Origin of the sequence: Rhizobium mongolense subsp. loessense, assembly GCF_900099775.1 — a bacterium.
Classification (GTDB): Bacteria; Pseudomonadota; Alphaproteobacteria; order Rhizobiales; family Rhizobiaceae; genus Rhizobium; species Rhizobium loessense.
In genome coordinates, this window is record NZ_FMTM01000001.1 from 1,206,926 (window position 1) to 1,222,086 (window position 15,161).

The 15,161-nt window shown below is 60.5% G+C and carries 16 protein-coding genes; 7 read left to right on the forward strand and 9 right to left on the reverse strand.

Going from position 1 to position 15,161, the window contains the following annotated elements; all coding sequences use genetic code 11:
• Positions 1-23: 23 nt before the first annotated feature.
• From BLP23_RS06060 to BLP23_RS06085, 6 genes are all read right to left on the reverse strand, one after another.
• Complete coding sequence (locus BLP23_RS06060; protein ID WP_092583942.1) at positions 24-983, reverse strand: LysR family transcriptional regulator; 960 nt, start codon at positions 981-983, stop codon at positions 24-26.
• Positions 984-1,032: 49 nt separating this feature from the next.
• Positions 1,033-1,989: a zinc-binding dehydrogenase gene (locus BLP23_RS06065; protein ID WP_233426633.1), complete on the reverse strand. Its 957-nt coding sequence runs from the start codon at positions 1,987-1,989 to the stop codon at positions 1,033-1,035.
• Between the two features lie 53 nt (positions 1,990-2,042).
• On the reverse strand, positions 2,043-2,903 hold the full coding sequence (locus BLP23_RS06070) for a pirin family protein (protein WP_092583943.1): 861 nt from the start codon (positions 2,901-2,903) through the stop codon (positions 2,043-2,045).
• Between the two features lie 411 nt (positions 2,904-3,314).
• The gene (locus tag BLP23_RS34330) at positions 3,315-3,932 is read right to left on the reverse strand and encodes an MFS transporter (protein ID WP_233426634.1); all 618 of its coding nucleotides are present in this window, start codon (positions 3,930-3,932) and stop codon (positions 3,315-3,317) included.
• 542 nt (positions 3,933-4,474) lie between these two features.
• Positions 4,475-5,239, reverse strand: a complete 765-nt coding sequence (locus BLP23_RS06080) for a 3-oxoacyl-ACP reductase family protein (RefSeq protein ID WP_092583944.1) — start codon at positions 5,237-5,239, stop codon at positions 4,475-4,477.
• A 173-nt stretch (positions 5,240-5,412) separates the two neighbouring features.
• Positions 5,413-6,342, reverse strand: a complete 930-nt coding sequence (locus BLP23_RS06085) for a LysR family transcriptional regulator (protein ID WP_014989602.1) — start codon at positions 6,340-6,342, stop codon at positions 5,413-5,415.
• 191 nt (positions 6,343-6,533) lie between these two features.
• Here BLP23_RS06085 and BLP23_RS06090 point away from each other — a divergent pair, with 191 nt between their 5' ends.
• The 4 genes from BLP23_RS06090 (at position 6,534) to BLP23_RS33605 (ending at position 9,729) form a co-directional block, all read left to right on the forward strand.
• Complete coding sequence (locus tag BLP23_RS06090) at positions 6,534-7,130, forward strand: NADPH-dependent F420 reductase (RefSeq protein ID WP_014989601.1); 597 nt, start codon at positions 6,534-6,536, stop codon at positions 7,128-7,130.
• 68 nt (positions 7,131-7,198) lie between these two features.
• Entirely contained in the window at positions 7,199-8,152 is a 954-nt protein-coding gene (locus BLP23_RS06095; protein ID WP_233426635.1) for a zinc-binding dehydrogenase, read from the forward strand.
• A gap of 96 nt (positions 8,153-8,248) precedes the next feature.
• A complete protein-coding gene (locus tag BLP23_RS06100; RefSeq protein ID WP_092583946.1) occupies positions 8,249-8,986 on the forward strand; it encodes an SDR family NAD(P)-dependent oxidoreductase in 738 nt (245 codons plus the stop codon).
• Positions 8,987-9,318: 332 nt separating this feature from the next.
• Complete coding sequence (locus BLP23_RS33605; protein ID WP_233426636.1) at positions 9,319-9,729, forward strand: hypothetical protein; 411 nt, start codon at positions 9,319-9,321, stop codon at positions 9,727-9,729.
• Between the two features lie 904 nt (positions 9,730-10,633).
• On the opposite strand, the gene BLP23_RS06115 is transcribed toward BLP23_RS33605, so the two are convergent.
• Entirely contained in the window at positions 10,634-11,533 is a 900-nt protein-coding gene (locus tag BLP23_RS06115; protein WP_092583947.1) for a LysR family transcriptional regulator, read from the reverse strand.
• Positions 11,534-11,884: 351 nt separating this feature from the next.
• Complete coding sequence (locus tag BLP23_RS06120) at positions 11,885-12,448, reverse strand: methylated-DNA--[protein]-cysteine S-methyltransferase (RefSeq protein WP_092583948.1); 564 nt, start codon at positions 12,446-12,448, stop codon at positions 11,885-11,887.
• A gap of 341 nt (positions 12,449-12,789) precedes the next feature.
• On the opposite strand from BLP23_RS06120, the gene BLP23_RS06125 reads away from it, so the two are divergent.
• Genes BLP23_RS06125 through ybaK form a run of 3 tightly spaced genes read left to right on the forward strand, consistent with a single transcriptional unit; the run spans position 12,790 to position 14,676 of the window.
• The gene (locus tag BLP23_RS06125; protein WP_092583949.1) at positions 12,790-13,851 is read left to right on the forward strand and encodes a M14 family metallopeptidase; all 1,062 of its coding nucleotides are present in this window, start codon (positions 12,790-12,792) and stop codon (positions 13,849-13,851) included.
• 1 nt (position 13,852) lies between these two features.
• Positions 13,853-14,203 carry an ArsC family reductase gene (locus BLP23_RS06130; RefSeq protein ID WP_092583950.1) on the forward strand — a complete coding sequence of 117 codons (351 nt, stop codon included), beginning with the start codon at positions 13,853-13,855 and terminating at the stop codon, positions 14,201-14,203.
• Positions 14,203-14,676 (forward strand): Cys-tRNA(Pro) deacylase, encoded by a 474-nt coding sequence (gene ybaK, locus BLP23_RS06135; RefSeq protein WP_092583951.1) that lies wholly within the window; start codon positions 14,203-14,205, stop codon positions 14,674-14,676. The genes BLP23_RS06130 and ybaK overlap by 1 nt, the downstream gene beginning before the upstream one ends.
• Here the strand turns inward: ybaK and BLP23_RS06140 are convergent.
• A complete protein-coding gene (locus BLP23_RS06140; RefSeq protein WP_092583952.1) occupies positions 14,673-15,113 on the reverse strand; it encodes a MarR family winged helix-turn-helix transcriptional regulator in 441 nt (146 codons plus the stop codon). The two genes, ybaK and BLP23_RS06140, sit on opposite strands and share 4 nt — an antisense overlap.
• Between the last annotated feature and the right edge of the window lie 48 nt (positions 15,114-15,161).

The window sequence follows — 15,161 nt, forward strand, 5'->3', positions numbered from 1 at the left end:
GATGACTAGCCGTGAGGCCTGCCTCAATAATATTGCTGTCTGAGGTCGGCGCAGACCTGTTCAGAGCCTTGCCACACGTGCGGGAAGGCGCCGGAAAGGCAGCTGCGGAGCCAGCGCTGCGCCGGATGCGCGTCATTGCGACGATGCCAGTTTAGGACGAACGGCACGGGGTTCAGCCGCAGCGGAAAGTCCCGCACCGTGAGTTGCTCCGAACAACCCGATCGCCTGACGACGCTCTCGAGAACGGTTGCCACCATGTCGGAAGCGGCGACCAGTTCCGGCGCGCTCGCCATATGCTGAACCGTGACTGCGACCCGGCGCTTCAGGCCTTTGGTGGCGAGCGCGGCGTCGGCCACGTCCAGCCCTTCGTTTTCCGGCGAGACCAGGATGTGCGGCAGCGACAGGAACCCTTCCATGTCGAGCGGCTGGTTCGCCGCAGGATGGTCCCTGCGCAGGATGCAAACGAAGCGATCCTGAAACAAACGGGCGCTCAGGATTCGACCGGTCTCGACCGGCGGAAGTCCGACCGCCATGTCAACCTCGCCGGCGTCCAGCATGCGAGTGGCCTCGTCCCGGCTGCCATAGTCGCGAACCCGAAGGTCAACGGACGGCGCCCGGTCGGCGAGGATCCGGATCAGAGGCGGAAGAACCACGCTTTCGGTATGCCCCGAGAGCCCCAGCGAGAACGTCATCGCCGCAGCAGATGGATCGAACTCTTGCGTGAATTCCAGCGTTTGCTGAATGTTACGCAGTGCCAGCGAGATCGGCTCCGCCAGCTCCAGCGCGCGTGGTGTGGGCTGGAGGCCGTTGGGTCCCCTGACGAACAATTCGTCCCGCAACAATCCCCTTAGACGATTGAGGGCGGCACTCATCGCTGGTTGCGTGCGTCCGATACGCTGGCCGGCACGCGTGACGTTCCTCTCGGCGATCAACGCGTCGAGCGCCACAAGCAGGTTGAGGTCAATGCCGTGTAAATCCATCATATGGATGTATAATCGAACGTGCTATCAGCGACAAGCATGGGGCTGCCCATCAGACGGTCAGGACAGGAAGGCCCGTCAGCCGCCGGCTCTCCATGTCGGCGTGCGCTCCACCGATCTGGTCGAAGCGATAGCGGACGACTTCGAGGTCGCTGAAAAGATCTGCCCGGACCGCATCCCAGAGCTGTTCCGTAGCGACCGCGACGGTTCCGCCATGCACATACTGCGCGGTTCCGCCGGCACGGATCTGGATGCCGCGCGACGCCATCTGCTCGGTCACTGCCGGAGGCTGCCCCGACGCAGCGCCGATCGCTGCGATCACGCCGCCATCGCGCACGGCGGCAACGCCCAATGGAAAGGTCGCTTTCCCGACAAAATCATAGACCACGTCGACACCTGCCTGCGCGATCGCGCGGATCTTGGTGGACAGCTCCGGGTCGCTTGCGAGAAACGCGTGGGTCGCGCCCGCCTCGACTTTGGCGAGCTTCTCAGGTGACCCGGCCACGCCGATCACCGTCGCGCCGAGCGTACGCGCCCAACGCGAAAGGATTGAACCGACACTGCCCGATGCGCCGAGCACGAGAATGACGTCGCCGGCGGTGAGCCGGTGCAGCGCATAAAGCCCCATCCACGCGGTCAGGCCCTTCGCCAGGAACGTTGCCGCGACCTCGTTGGAGATGTCATGGGGCAGCCGGACCGGCTTCTGTACGGGTATCAGTGACGCGGTGGCGTAGGCTCCCTCGAAGAAGAAATAGGCGGCGCGGTCGCCCCGTTCGAACCCCGTCACGCCCGGTCCGACAGCGTCGATCACGCCGGCCGCCTCGAAGCCCGGCGTGGCGGGCAGGCGCATCGGGAAGAGCCCCGTGCGCACCATCACGTCGACATAGTTGATGCCGATCACATCCTGGACCAGTCGCACCTGACCCGTCCCGGGTGGTCCAACGTCCGTCTCGACGATCTTGAGAACGGCGGGCGTGCCGATTGACTGCATTTCGACTTTTCTGGCCATAACCATTTTCCTTGGAGGGTGCCGCACGACAATCGCGGCGCGACGAAACGTTCCTACGCGTGGGCGACCGGCCGCATCGTGCCGGCATGAGGGAACTTGCCCTGACGGTAAGCGGCATAGTAGCCGGCGAGTTCACTCGCCGATCCCGCAATGAACGGCCCTTGCGCTACCACCTCGATGCTCTGTGGCTGCCCGGCGTAAAGCAGCACCCGCGCGCCGCGATCGCGTGCGCGCATCGTGAGCGAGCTCGTGCCATCGCCCATCGGCGCGGTCCAGCCCACCGAGCCTGTGGCCAGCTGCTCGCTGGTGACGCCAGCCTCCACCTCGCCATCGATCAAGACGATGAAGGCGTTGTAGGAGGCGGGCAGTTGCGGCGCGAAGGCGGCTCCTGCTTCCATATGAACGTCGATCAAGGTGACAGGTACCGCGTTCAAGGTCGGCGCTGCCGCATCCTCCAGCTGGCCGCTGTAGACTATCGCCGTGACCCCCGGCTCAGCGTGCACCGGCATATCGGCACGGCGCAGGACCTGCACCCGGGGGCGCATGTTGCGCTTCGCCTCCGGCAGGATCAGCCAGAGCTGGAACAGACGCATCCCCGTCGAGACCACCGCATTCTCCGAGTGGACGATGCCGCTGCCCGCCGTCATCCACTCCACATCGCCTTCCTCCAGCCGGCCGCCGGTATCCTCCATCGTGCCTTTGAGCATGAAGGTCACGGTTTCGAGGCCGGCATGGGGATGTGCATCGCCGAAACGTCCCTCCAGTGTGATGTTGTCGTCGGCCATCAGGAAGAACGGATCGGTCGAGGCAAGATCGCCGGGCGCGATCACCAATGCGGCCTTGTGCCGCTCGCCGTCGAAGCCCGGGCCGAGTGGAGGTATGCTTGTGACGCGGTCAATCGATCTCTGCAGCATAATTCTGGTCCTTCTCGTAACTTGGGACCGAGTTCGCCGCGATCGGCGCCACCTCGGCATCATCGCCAATCATCTCGGATCGAACCGGCCTCGATCAAGATAGGGGTTCGAGAACCCAGTGTTGCGCAACGAGGAACCCAAAAATGCGTGAAGAAGTGCAACTGATCGACTAGGGGGATGGACTGAGTTCAGAGTCCTGAGATGATCGAAACGTATTGCTACAGGTCGCCGAAGGAAGGCCGGCCTGATTCTGCGCTCGCGCTTTGGAGAGCCGTATAACCCTCTCCACTTACTGCCTCTTGAGCCCGAGGATGACGATCGCGCCAGTAAGGGTCGCCGAAGCCGTATAAAGGATTGCGCCAGTCGAGCCGAGGCCCTCGATGATGAGACCGCCAATTGCCGCGCCTGTCGCTATCGCGACCTGGAAAATCGACGCCAGAAGCGCACCGGCACTTTCGGCGTGATCAGGCGCTGCGCGTGCATTCCAGATCGAGATCGCAACGGGGAAACCACCGAAGGCACCCCCCCACAGAGCGGTCGCACGAACGCAACTCCCGCGACCGTGCCGAAAAGGCTGAGCGCAAATGCAGCACTGGCTATCAGGAGTGAGAACAAGGCGACGGCCCAGGCGGGATTGCGCTCGGCGATGACCCCGCCGGCGAAATTTCCCAGGAAGCCGCCAAGGCCGAAGACCAGGAGAGCGAGCGAGACGGTCGAAATGTCGAGGCGCGTGACCTCCTCCAAAAAGGGGCGGATGAAGGTGAACCCGGCGAAGTGCCCTGACACGACGAGGAATGCCGTTCCAAAACCGATGGCCACCGAACGGCGCGACAGCGCCGCTTTGAAGGAGTTCAGGCCGGGCGCGGCCATGGGAGGCAGCTTAGGAAGGGTTAGTATCTGGATCGCCAGCGCAACCAAGCCAATGCCGGAGGCGGCGAGAAAAGTGGCGCGCCACCCCCATAGGCCACCAAGAAAAGTGCCCAGCGGTGCAGCAAAGACTGTGGTGAGGGAGATACCAGAAACTTCCAAGAGCGAAACCCAGCATCGCGCGAGCGGCGATGAGTATTAAGATGTTTGATGCATAGGCCGAGAGGACGTTGGAGATGATGAGCATCGCTGTCAAGCCAAAGACAAGCTTTTGGCGGTCTAGCTTGCCTGACACTAAAATAAGAGATGGCCCGGCGATCGCAGCCACCGCGGCTGTAGCCGTGATAGCCTGGCCAACCACACCCTTGGAGCGCCCAGTTCAGTCGCTATCGGCGTAAGCAGACTGATCGGCAAAAATTCCGCAGTCACCAGCCCAAATGCTCCAAACGCCATCGATAATACGGCTAGCCACGAAGCGGGCGGCGCTCTAGGGAGACCATCGCGCTCGTTTGAATTGGCTATTTCAGACAAGGGATTTTCTCCGGATAGAGGTAGACCTGCCTCAGCGTGAGCCGCGCGGCGCGGCGCCGTGATCCACCCGACGGCGCATTGCAACCGTATCCATCAAAGCCGCGTTGAGCCATTGACTGGTTGGTGAGGCGTTGGGGCGTCGAAGCGAATTTTGGATTTCGCTCCGGCATATTTCAGGATGTGAAACCACCATCAGCCCGGATGTCGGCACCCGTTACAAAGGAGGCTTCTGGAGTTGCAAGGAATGCGACAACGCTCGCAATTTCCTGGGGCTTTCCATAGCGGCCCGCCGCGATGCGCGAGACTTGCATAGCCGCAAACTCGCCATCGACAGGGTTCATGTCAGTGTCGGTTGGGCCCGGATGAACTGTGTTGACTGTGATGCCGCGTGGGCCGAGGTCATGAGCCAAGCTCCGGTTGAAGCCGGCGACTGCCCCCTTGGTGAGGCCGTATGCTGACAGCCCAGGAACCCCGGCATATTTCGTGATTGAGCTGCCGATCTGTATGATCCGGCCGCCATCCTTCATATGGCGTACGGCTTCCTGCGTGGCAACAAAAACGCCTGTTACATTGACTGCGAGCATTGCCTGATAGTCATCAAATGCGATTTCGTCGATCGGACCCGCGAAGGCAATACCGGCATTGTTCACCAGAATGTCGAGGCCGCCGAACTTATCGACTGTCGCGGCGACAGCGGCGCGTATTGCATCCGGATTAGGGGCATCAGCGGCGATGGCCAGCGCGCGCCCGCCCATTTTTTCGATGGCGACAGCAACTTCCTCAGCCTTCGCAGGTGATCCGCGATAGGTGAAGGCCACCTGAGCACCATCCGCTGCGAGACGCTGGGCGATTGATGCGCCGATTGATCGCGATCCACCGGTAACGAGTGCGGTCTTGCCGCTCAGTGGAAGGTACCCAGAAGCGGTCACTTCAGTCATTTCTCACTCCATTTACGTGCCGAGCGTTTCGGTGGAATGATATTTGTCCATTTTTTCCTAGAGTATTAGCGGCATATCATTTGGATCATATTCAAGCATCTGTTGATAATGGAAGACTTGATGCGGTCCAGGGGCCACGTTTTCTCGGAGAATATGACAAGGACGCGTGGACGCTATCTGAGGCTGCCTGCAAATCGGGCGCTAAGACGCTCACTACGGAAATATTCAGTGTAGAAGTCAATGAAAGCGCGGGTTTTCAGCGGTTGGAGCACGCGGCCTGAATAGTAGAGCGAGATAGATCCGGCATCGGCATACCACTTCGGAAGGATACGTTCGAGCGCACCACTTTCCACATGCTGCAGCACATCGGGTACGGCCAACAATGCTATGCCCAACCCCGCGATCGCCGCCTGCGCCATGGGCGCGGCGTCGCTCATCACGATCGTTTCGTTGAGCAGCGCGCGCTCTTCGCGCCCTTGGGCGTCGCGCATCATCCATTGCCTAATCCGGCCCGAATTCGAGGACCGCATCAGTATTCCGGCATGATCGGCCAGATCGGCGGGGCTAGTCGGCCGGCGCCGTCCAGCGAAATAGCCAGGCGATGCGACCGCGATAACGTGAACCGGTGCGAGCGTCGTGGAAACGATGCCCGGATTGAGTTCGAAACCACCGCCGATCGCGGCGTCGAAACCCTCGGCGATAAGATCGACCTTACGGCTGTCGAAATGCCAGTCAGGTCTGATGCCCGGATAACGGGCCAGAAAGTCGGGCAGTGCGGGAAGAACGTATCCCATAGCGAACGTTAAACTCATGCTGAGCTTCAGAACGCCGACAGGCTCACCCTTCGTTTGTGATGCCCCGTCGATTGCCCCTTGAAGGTGGTTCAGGCTGTCGCCGATGCTTGCCAGAAAGGACTCCCCCGCCTCGGTCAAGGTCAACTTCCGCGTCGAGCGGTGAAACAGCCGTATGCCGAGGTTCCGTTCCAGCATCGCAACGTTCCGGCTGACTGCGGCCGGTGTGATCGAGAGACGCCGAGCAGCCCCGGAAAAGCTGCTCGCTTCCGCGCTTCGAACGAACGCTTCTAGGTTTGCCAGCGTCTCCACAATAAGCACCTTCAAACATTGATTGAAACTGAAACAATTCATCTATGACTTATGTTGCGTGTATTTGCCAGCCATATTCCAGTCAACAGCAGCACGGGTTTTCTGCAACGCCAACCGCATCAGGCCAAGGATGCAGCGGGAAAACCGACCGTCGCGGATACAATTCTCACCGCACCGCAAAGGACTGGATCATGACCGTTGGAATTATCGGAGCCGGCAATATAGGGGGCGCATTTGCCACGGCGCTCGGCAAGGCAGGAATCGAAGCCGTGATCGCAAACAGCCGTGGACCGGAAAGCCTCACGACGCTTGTTTCGAAGCTCGGCAGCACAATCCGGGCTGGAAGCCTGCAAGAGGCCGCGGCGCAAGACATCGTTCTCGTGGCAGTCCCGTGGTCAAAGATACCTGGCGCGCTCGCCGGTTTGAACTTCGACGACAGGATCGTAATCGACGCCAACAACTCCATCGAAGCGCCGCTTTACAGGCCGGCGGACCTTGGCGGCCGCACCTCTACGGATATTTTCACCGCCCTTGTGCCAGGCGCGCGCGTCGTCAAGGCGTTCAACCACCTGACGCCAAAGCAACTGTCGGGCGACCCCCACTCGGAAGGCGGCAGGCGCGTCCTGTTTTATTCGGGCAACGATATGAGGGCGAAGGCGGAGGTTGCTGCCATCATTGATCGCATCGGCTTCTTCGGGATCGATCTCGGCGCGCTTGCGGTCGGCAGCCAGCTGGTTCAGTTCCCGGGCGGCCCGCTGCCCGCTCTCAACCTCGTCAAGTTCGACTGAACATCGCTGCGCTCCATCCGTCTGCAATCGGATGCGCCGCCAGCCATCTGAAACCCGGAGACGATATCGTGTCAAAATTCATTCAAATGCAGTCAACCGGCGGCCCCTCCGTCCTGCAAATCATCGAGAAAGACCTGCGCGCGCCACGAGCCGGCGAGGTTAGGCTCATTCAGGACGCGATCGGCCTCAACTTTGTCGATACGATGATACGAAAAGGCCAGTATCCGATGGCGTTGCCGGCGGTTCCCGGTTTCGAAGCAGCCGGGACGATCACCGAGGTCGGATCCGGCGTCGAGGGGCTGTCGGTCGGCGACCGAGTGGCTTACTTCTTTTCGGAAGGTGCATATGCCACCGAGAGGATCATTCCGACCGCGCCGCTCATCCGCCTGCCCGCCGATATCTCGAACGAGACTGCGGCGACCTTCCTGGCGAAGGGTGGGACGGCCTGGATGGGGATGCGTGGTCTCCACGATCTCAAATCCACCGACACAGTGCTGGTACTTGGGGCATCGGGAAGCGTGGGTGCTATCCTGTCTCGCTGGGCGAAGTCGCTGGGTGCTACAGTGATTGGCGTCGCCGGATCGCCGGATAAGCTCGACAAGGTCGCGGCCGGTGCCACCCACGCCTTCCACGCTGGCGAGCCAGATATCGCGGCCAAGATCCGTGCGATCGCACCTGACGGTGTCGACGTCGTTTATGATTTCGTCGGCCGGGCGACTTTCTCGTTGGGCGTGTCAAGCGTCCGAGATGGTGGTGTGATTGCCGCGATCGGAGCCGCGTCGGGTCAGCCAGCGCCGGCCTCTGATGTTGTGCGACGAGGCGTTGATGTCCGCAGCGGCGGTGCCCCGCAATACGTCCGGGGACCGACAGTCGAGATCGCCACCTCTCAGCTATGGGATGCGCTGCGCTCAGGCATCTTCAGTGATCTCGAAACCGCCCGCTATCCGTTCGACGAGATAGCCCGCGCGCATGACGACATGGACAACCGCCGCTTGAGCGGTCTGCCGGTCCTGATCGCGTAATCCGAAAATAATCGTGCGGCGGCAGGCCGCTCGGACGCCCGCCGCAAGGCGGCCGGGCGAAACATTTCCCCTGTCGATAAAGAAAGGAATAAATCTATGAGTGAACTAGCAGGTAAACGTGCGCTTGTGACTGGCGCGTCCCGCGGCATTGGAGCCGCGATCGCAATCGCACTGGCCGAAAAAGGTGCCGACGTAGCGATCACGTACGAACGCGCCGCTGATCGGGCAGCGCAAGTTGTCGCAACGATCGAAGGCAAAGGGCGCAAGGCGTTAGCTATCCAGGCTGACAGCATGGACCCCAATGCGGTCAAGCGGTCGGTTGATGAGACGGCGCAGGCGTTGGGCGGCCTCGACATATTGGTGAACAATGCGGCTATCGCGATCTACAAGGATGTGGCGGATTTCACCCTCGCCGAGATCGACGCCCTTTTTGCTGTCAACGCTCGCTCACCGATCTTGGCATCGCAAGCCGCGATGCCGTATCTTGGCAAAGGTGGCCGGATCGTCACAATCGGCTCGGCAGGCGCAGAGCGCATTGTCGGACCATCGACGGTTTATTCAATGACCAAATCGGCACTTCAATCATTTACCCGCGGTCTGGCGCGAGAACTTGGCCCCCGTGACATCACTGTCAACCTCATTCAGCCGGGATCAACCAACACGGAAATGAACCCGGCCGAGGGCGAGTTCGGAGATTTCCAGCGTGCCCTAATACCGCTCGGCCGGTACGGCGAGCCGGAGGATGTCGCGGCTGCGGTAGCATTCCTCGCATCTGGTGCGGCCCGACAAATCACCGGAACCATCTTGACCGTTGATGGTGGCACGCTGACCTAAACACACTCCCGCGGGTCCACGACTTGAAACATAGGAGAGTGGGAGCTAACTGGATACTACCACCTACTAGCTCTCCACTCTCATTCCACTTTGCACCATCATCAAAGCGTGGTCGAACGGAGTGTAGGTCGCGTGTCTTTCAGGAGCGGACCGGCCCGTCGCGCTGGGAATCGAGTCACAGCGGCGGACCCGCCTCGATGCCTCGGCGCCTCCAGAGAGCAGACCTATCGCTACATACGCCGAAGCGTCTTGAGCTAGGGGCAAAGGTTGGCGTTGGCACCTTGCTTTGCTGCCCAATATGCTGAGATTGGTGAATCTCAAGGAGTTCAACCATGTCACTGCGCCAGCCCGGCCAAGTTCGATTTCCCTTTCACTCACAATTGCCAAGGGATGACGGCTGTGGGGTTCGCGTCCTGCAAATGCTCACTGGCATGACCTATGATCAGGTCGCGGCCATGGTGGATTGGGGCGACAGGTCAGTCCATTATACGCGGTGGGATGACGTCTGCCGGGTGTTGAGGTCGCTCGGCTGGCCTATCGGCGCGCCGATAAGAACCAGCGATTGGAGTGATATTCAAGGTGTGGCCGTCGTCCACGTCGATGGGGACCATTTCCTGCTCTATGACTCGGTCAATCGTCTGTTTTACGATCCAGGAGAACCGGAGGGGCCGGCTGTGGTTACCAGCCATACTCCAACCAGCTATCTGACGGTTCAGCCTGGGGAACGTGCGCCTGCTCGATGAAATGGCCACTCCGGGCTGATCTTGATCGATAGGTCAGGTCGGGCCGGACGTCTGCTTTGCAGGTTTCCCGACGAAAGCCCTTCCCACGAATTCGCACAGTCCGACGGGTCGTCCGCCGAGCCGCAGGATGTGGAGAGCCGTGGAACCGCTGCGCCGGAGCGTCGAAAGTTCTTCCCTGGGCATCCGCAGACGCATCCCATACAGGGGCATCCCTATGGATTGATAGAGCTGAAGATAATCGTCCGCATCAAGACGTTCTATCGAGATGCTGGCGGCGGCAACCGGAGACGACAACGCAGCGCCCTGCGGGGCGCAAGCTGTTCCATAAGGTGACGCGAAGACGGACCATAAAATGCGGAGCTCAACAACCCCCGAGGGAAAGCGGACGAGTTATGGCAGAACTCAAAGGTCCGTTGCCTCCGGTTTGGCACCCGCTGCCGTCAGCATCGCGTGGATCTGGCCCCGGCGGGGTCTGGTGATTGAAGAGACCGACCGCTGAGAGAGCTTTCGACTTCGCCATCCGCGTCGAGCAATCGGGCTGCCCACGCTTCGATTTCCACGTCCCGCTGCAAACGCGGCGTCTTTGAAGTCGTCCCAATCCGCTGGGCTGGTTAGGGAGTGCTTGATGGTTTCCTCCGGGCGTGGGTTCCCGTTCAAACGCTGCAGCATCAGGGCATCGGCCCAATAGAGATGGTTCAAGGTCGCTGCGATCGATTGGAAGAGCGCAGCGCCAACACAGTCGATCAACCCGCGGCCGCGGGCGGCCCCCATGGTGCATCGAGTGATGGTGGCTGGCAGCCGCCACGCCCTGGCCGAGGTGTTACTACCGCACTGGCCGCGATGGCGATTGGTGGTGCCCTGCTGGTTCTGGCGGCCTGGAGATTGCCCTGACCCGGCGAACGACTCAGATTTCCCGGTCGAACTTCTCGTAGAGGAAATCCACCAATGCCCGCACACGCGCGATACCGGCGCGCGCAGGCGGCATGAAGATCTGCAGATCACCCCCTTCGTGCGGGAAATCGGGCAGGACCGCTTCGAGCTCGCCTCGCTCCAAAGGGCCTTCGACCATGAACATTGGAGCAAGTACAACCCCCAGACCTGCGCGCGCAGCGGCCAGGAGCATCTGCCCGTTATCAGTGCAGAACCGGGAGTTCATGCGCACGTGCTCCCAGCCTTCGCGGCCCTGAAAGCGCCAACGGCCGGGATCCAGCGCGTAGAGAATGGTGTCGTGCGCCGCCAGGTCAGCGGGAATCGTGGGGCGTCCGCGCGCATCGAGATAGGCCGGGCTGGCAACCACTGCCCAGCGAACCTTGGCAAACTTGCGGGTGATGAGAATCGAGTCCGGAACGGCGCCGGGCCAGATCGCAAGATCATACGCCTCGGCGACCATGTCCACCTGACGATCGGTAAAGCGAACATCGAACTGGATAAGCGGATAGAGAAGCGCGAATTCCGCCAGTAGCGGCGCTAGCAGAAACTCGCCAAAGGCGGCTGGAACCTGAATTCGCAGCTGGCCAGAAATCTCGCTGGTCGACTTGCTGACGACCTCCTGCGCCGATTCCAGTTGCGATAGGCCTGCGGCGGCATGCGCATGATATTCGCGACCAATATCCGTCAACCTCGTGCCCCTCGGGGTGCGGGTCAGCAACTGAGCACCAAGAACAGCCTCGAGGCGGCTGACGCGCCGGCTCACGATAGATTTGACGATGCCGAGGCGCGCGGCAGCATTTGCAATGCTTCCGGTTTCCACCACTCGGATGAATGCGATCACGTCCAACAAGTCAACGGGCTCGGGTTCCGGCATTAGCAACTCCACGTTTCTGCCTTGGCGGCTACTGCAACACTACAGGATCGGTATTTTCGAGGAAAGGGCAGCGGAAACAACATCCGCCTCCTTGGTCGGGCTCAGCGAAATCGACCTTGGACGATCTCGCTGAAATATCGAGGAAATGGGAGCTGACCAGGGCGTTGATCTGCTTCAGGCGCTGCCGGATCCAAGTCGCCATCGCGCTTTCACAAAACCAGTAAAATCAAAACGCTGGATTTTTGACGGTCTCGTTCAGGGCGCTAAGGGTCGAGAAGGAAATTTTCAACAATAAAAACAACTGCTTAAGGTACAAAATAATAGAGTGGGAATGATTGTCATCCCCACTGACTAAAATCCCATGGATTGCTGCGTCGGCTGCGGCGGTGCAAGTCGAACGCCTTCCAGTTCCAGCATCCTGAGCTTGGAATTCGAGCCGCCCGGCGCCGAAAATCCGCCGATCTTGCCACCTGCGGCAAGCACCCGGTGGCACGGGATGATGAGGGCAACCGGGTTCTTTGCCATCGCCTGACCCACGTCCTTAGCCGCTTCCGGGCCGGCGCCAAGTTCCTTCGCCAACGCGCCGTAGGTGGTCGTTCGGCCCCAGCCGACGCGGCGCGCAGCAGCGTAGACGCTCTTGAAGAATGCATCCTGCCCTTCAAGATCGACCTTTACGCCTGAAAAATCTGTTTCTTTGCCGTTGAAGTAACGCTTTACCGCAGCGATCGCCTCGGTAACCTCAGGCGTCGGTGGACCCGATTCGGCCGCCGGAAGGCGGCGCAGCAGAAGTCGCTCCGTCGCGTCCGCGGCTTTTGTCGGGAGCTGGAAACGTGTGATGCCGTTCTCGTTCCAGGCAATTCCGCAGAAACCACCAGCCGTTTCGAAGATCAGATATTGGTGCGCTTTCTCAGCCATGACATCGCCTCCGTGCTTCACTTGCGCCCTAAAATCGTGCGGCCGGACCTCAAGTTCAACCCGTTTCTTGCAACAGTTTGCCGTTTCGCACAGCCTTGGCAAGATCATATGTTCTAATTTTGTTCGTGCGTTTTAGCTTCGGTGCGCTAGACTTGGAACTCTGCGGGAGACAATCGAGACGATCGCGACGCGGTTGAATGGCCCTGCCCAGCACGGACAAAGTCAAACTTCCTTTCAGCGCAATGTTCTTGCTTCAAACGAAGTGCGTCACCTGCCGCCTTGCACTTGCCCGCCGGACTCGCATAAAGCTCGCTTAATCAGAATTTGCGGAGTGACGTGGCGTGGATATTTCCGAAATCATCATTCCGGGCGACACACCCGGCATCGAGTGGCGTCTGCCGGTTTTTCGGTTCAAGGGCAACGACCCGGCCGCACCGAAGGTTTACATCCAGGCGGCGCTCCATGCCGACGAACTCCCGGGCACAGCACTTCTGCATTTTCTCTGCATAAGGCTGCGTGATGCAGAAAGTGCCGACAGCATTGCAGGCGACATCACAATCGTGCCCCAGGCCAATCCGATTGGTGCAGCACAGTCGCATTTCGGCGAGATTCAGGGCCGTTTCGATCTCGGCTCGCGGACCAATTTCAACCGGGATTTCCCTCTGATTTCGCTGCGGGACCGCGACAACCTGATCGACGGTCTCGATCGTTACCCGGCAGTCGATCGGCTAAAGCGGCAGCTGATGCATATGGCGCTTGGCGCCGATCTCGTGCTCGATCTGCATTGCGACGACGAGTCCCTGCAATATGCCTATATCGACGAGGCGTTCTGGCCGGAGGCGAGCGACCTTGCGGCCGCCTTGGCGATGGACGCGGTGCTCCTTTCCGATGGCGAGAGCTCGGCCTTCGAGGAGGCAATCAGCTTTGCCTGGAAATATGAAGTGCCTGGCGAGAAGCGCACCCGTCTGCCCGGCAAGCTTTCCGTCACCTTGGAACTTCGCGGCAAACGCGATGTCTACCCGGATATGGCCAAAGCAGATGCCGAAGGGCTATGGCGCTTTCTCGCAGAACGCGAGATCATCAGAGACGGGAGTGTATCGCCAAGCATGTTCGCCGGTCCGGCCGTGCCGCTGGACAATATCGAGATGATCCGCTCGCCGGAGTCCGGCACGGTCCTCTTTCATCGCAGCATCGGTGAAGTGGTTGCCGAGGGCGACCTGCTGGCAACGATTATCACTCGTCCTGGCATGGCGGACGGCAGCATCCAAGTTCGTGCGCCGCAAGCCGGCCTTGTCGTCACCCGCGTTTCCGACCGCCTAGTACGGCGGCGCGCGGACCTGATGAAGATCGCCTGCAGCCAGCCCAGCAGCGTGGCCCGCAAAGCCGGAACCCTCGAGGATTAATATGACTGCCATCATTTATGGTATCAAGAACTGCGACACGATGAAGAAGGCGCGCGCCTGGCTGGAAGAGCATGGCGTTGCCTATGATTTTCACGACTACAAGGCCGTGGGTATCGACCGCGCCCATCTGGAGCAATGGGTCGACAGAGCCGGATGGGAAACCGTGCTCAACCGCGCGGGAACGACCTTCCGCAAACTGCCGGACGCCGACCGCGAAAACCTCACGCGGGAAAAGGCGATCGCCCTGATGCTTGACCAGCCATCGATGATCAAGCGGCCGGTTCTGGAAGCAAGCGGCAAGCTGTTGGTCGGCTTCAAGCCTGACAGCTACGGGGCGGAATTCGAAAAATAATGTCTAAGACGACGCGCGCCACGCAGGTTCTTGCCAAAGCCGGCGTTACTTTCACGGTGCATAGCTACGATTATGATGCGAATGCCGAACGCGTCGGCCTCCAGGCCGCCGAAGCGCTCGGCGAGGAGCCGCATCGCGTGCTGAAGACGCTGATGGCGGAAGTGGACGGTAAGCCAGTCTGTGTCATCGTGCCCTCCGATCGCGAAGTCAGCATGAAGAAGCTTGCCAGCGCCTTCGCCGGCAAGTCGGCAAACATGATGAAGCCTGCCGATGCCGAGCGGCTGACCGGATATCATGTCGGCGGCATCAGCCCGTTCGGCCAGAAAAAGCTCGTTCCGACGGCGCTGGAGGAGGCCACGCTCACTGAGCCTCTGGTTTACATGAACGGCGGTCAACGCGGGCTGCAGGTGCGCCTTGCGCCGAAGGAGGCGCTCACGACGCTGAATGCAAAAGTTGCCTCGCTCATCGCTTAGGCGGAAAATCGCGCCAGCAGATTCATGAGCGCCGTGGCGGCTGGTTCGTCAAGCCTCGAGCCGACGTGGACCTCGATCGCTTTGGAATAAACTGTCCACATGCGTTCGCGAAGCGCCCGGCCTGCCTCGGTAATTACAACCCATCGGCCGCGCCCGTCTTCGGCAAACGTCTCGCGGCTCACGAGCTCCTCGCGTTCGAGCCGGTCGATCAGCCGCGAGAGATTGTATTGCGCAAGCAGCGTCCGCTCTTCGATTTCGAAGGGGCGCAGTTTGCCTTCCTCCGCGCGCGCCAACTCCCAGAGCACATCATACCAGCCAAGCGGCGGCAGGCCGGCTTTCTTGAGGTCACTCTCGATGGCCCGCAGCAGCCGCTGCTGAGCACGCATGATGGCGATCCAGACCTGCGTAATTGTCTCGGATCGAAGTTCTTTGCCCATATAGATGCAATTACATTTATCTTGACGAAGGAGCAAGACAAATTATAT

What these genes read in the sequence shown, in the direction of transcription:
- BLP23_RS06080 (WP_092583944.1), bottom strand. Translation starts at nt 5,239, where the DNA reads ATGACTGAAGTGACCGCTTCTGGGTACCTTCCACTGAGCGGCAAGACC.
- BLP23_RS06130 (WP_092583950.1), top strand. Translation starts at nt 13,853, where the DNA reads ATGACTGCCATCATTTATGGTATCAAGAACTGCGACACGATGAAGAAG.
- BLP23_RS06115 (WP_092583947.1), bottom strand. Translation starts at nt 11,533, where the DNA reads ATGCCGGAACCCGAGCCCGTTGACTTGTTGGACGTGATCGCATTCATC.
- BLP23_RS06070 (WP_092583943.1), bottom strand. Translation starts at nt 2,903, where the DNA reads ATGCTGCAGAGATCGATTGACCGCGTCACAAGCATACCTCCACTCGGC.
- BLP23_RS06100 (WP_092583946.1), top strand. Translation starts at nt 8,249, where the DNA reads ATGAGTGAACTAGCAGGTAAACGTGCGCTTGTGACTGGCGCGTCCCGC.
- ybaK (WP_092583951.1), top strand. Translation starts at nt 14,203, where the DNA reads ATGTCTAAGACGACGCGCGCCACGCAGGTTCTTGCCAAAGCCGGCGTT.
- BLP23_RS06090 (WP_014989601.1), top strand. Translation starts at nt 6,534, where the DNA reads ATGACCGTTGGAATTATCGGAGCCGGCAATATAGGGGGCGCATTTGCC.
- BLP23_RS06065 (WP_233426633.1), bottom strand. Translation starts at nt 1,989, where the DNA reads ATGGCCAGAAAAGTCGAAATGCAGTCAATCGGCACGCCCGCCGTTCTC.
- BLP23_RS06060 (WP_092583942.1), bottom strand. Translation starts at nt 983, where the DNA reads ATGATGGATTTACACGGCATTGACCTCAACCTGCTTGTGGCGCTCGAC.
- BLP23_RS06120 (WP_092583948.1), bottom strand. Translation starts at nt 12,448, where the DNA reads ATGGCTGAGAAAGCGCACCAATATCTGATCTTCGAAACGGCTGGTGGT.
- BLP23_RS33605 (WP_233426636.1), top strand. Translation starts at nt 9,319, where the DNA reads ATGTCACTGCGCCAGCCCGGCCAAGTTCGATTTCCCTTTCACTCACAA.
- BLP23_RS06140 (WP_092583952.1), bottom strand. Translation starts at nt 15,113, where the DNA reads ATGGGCAAAGAACTTCGATCCGAGACAATTACGCAGGTCTGGATCGCC.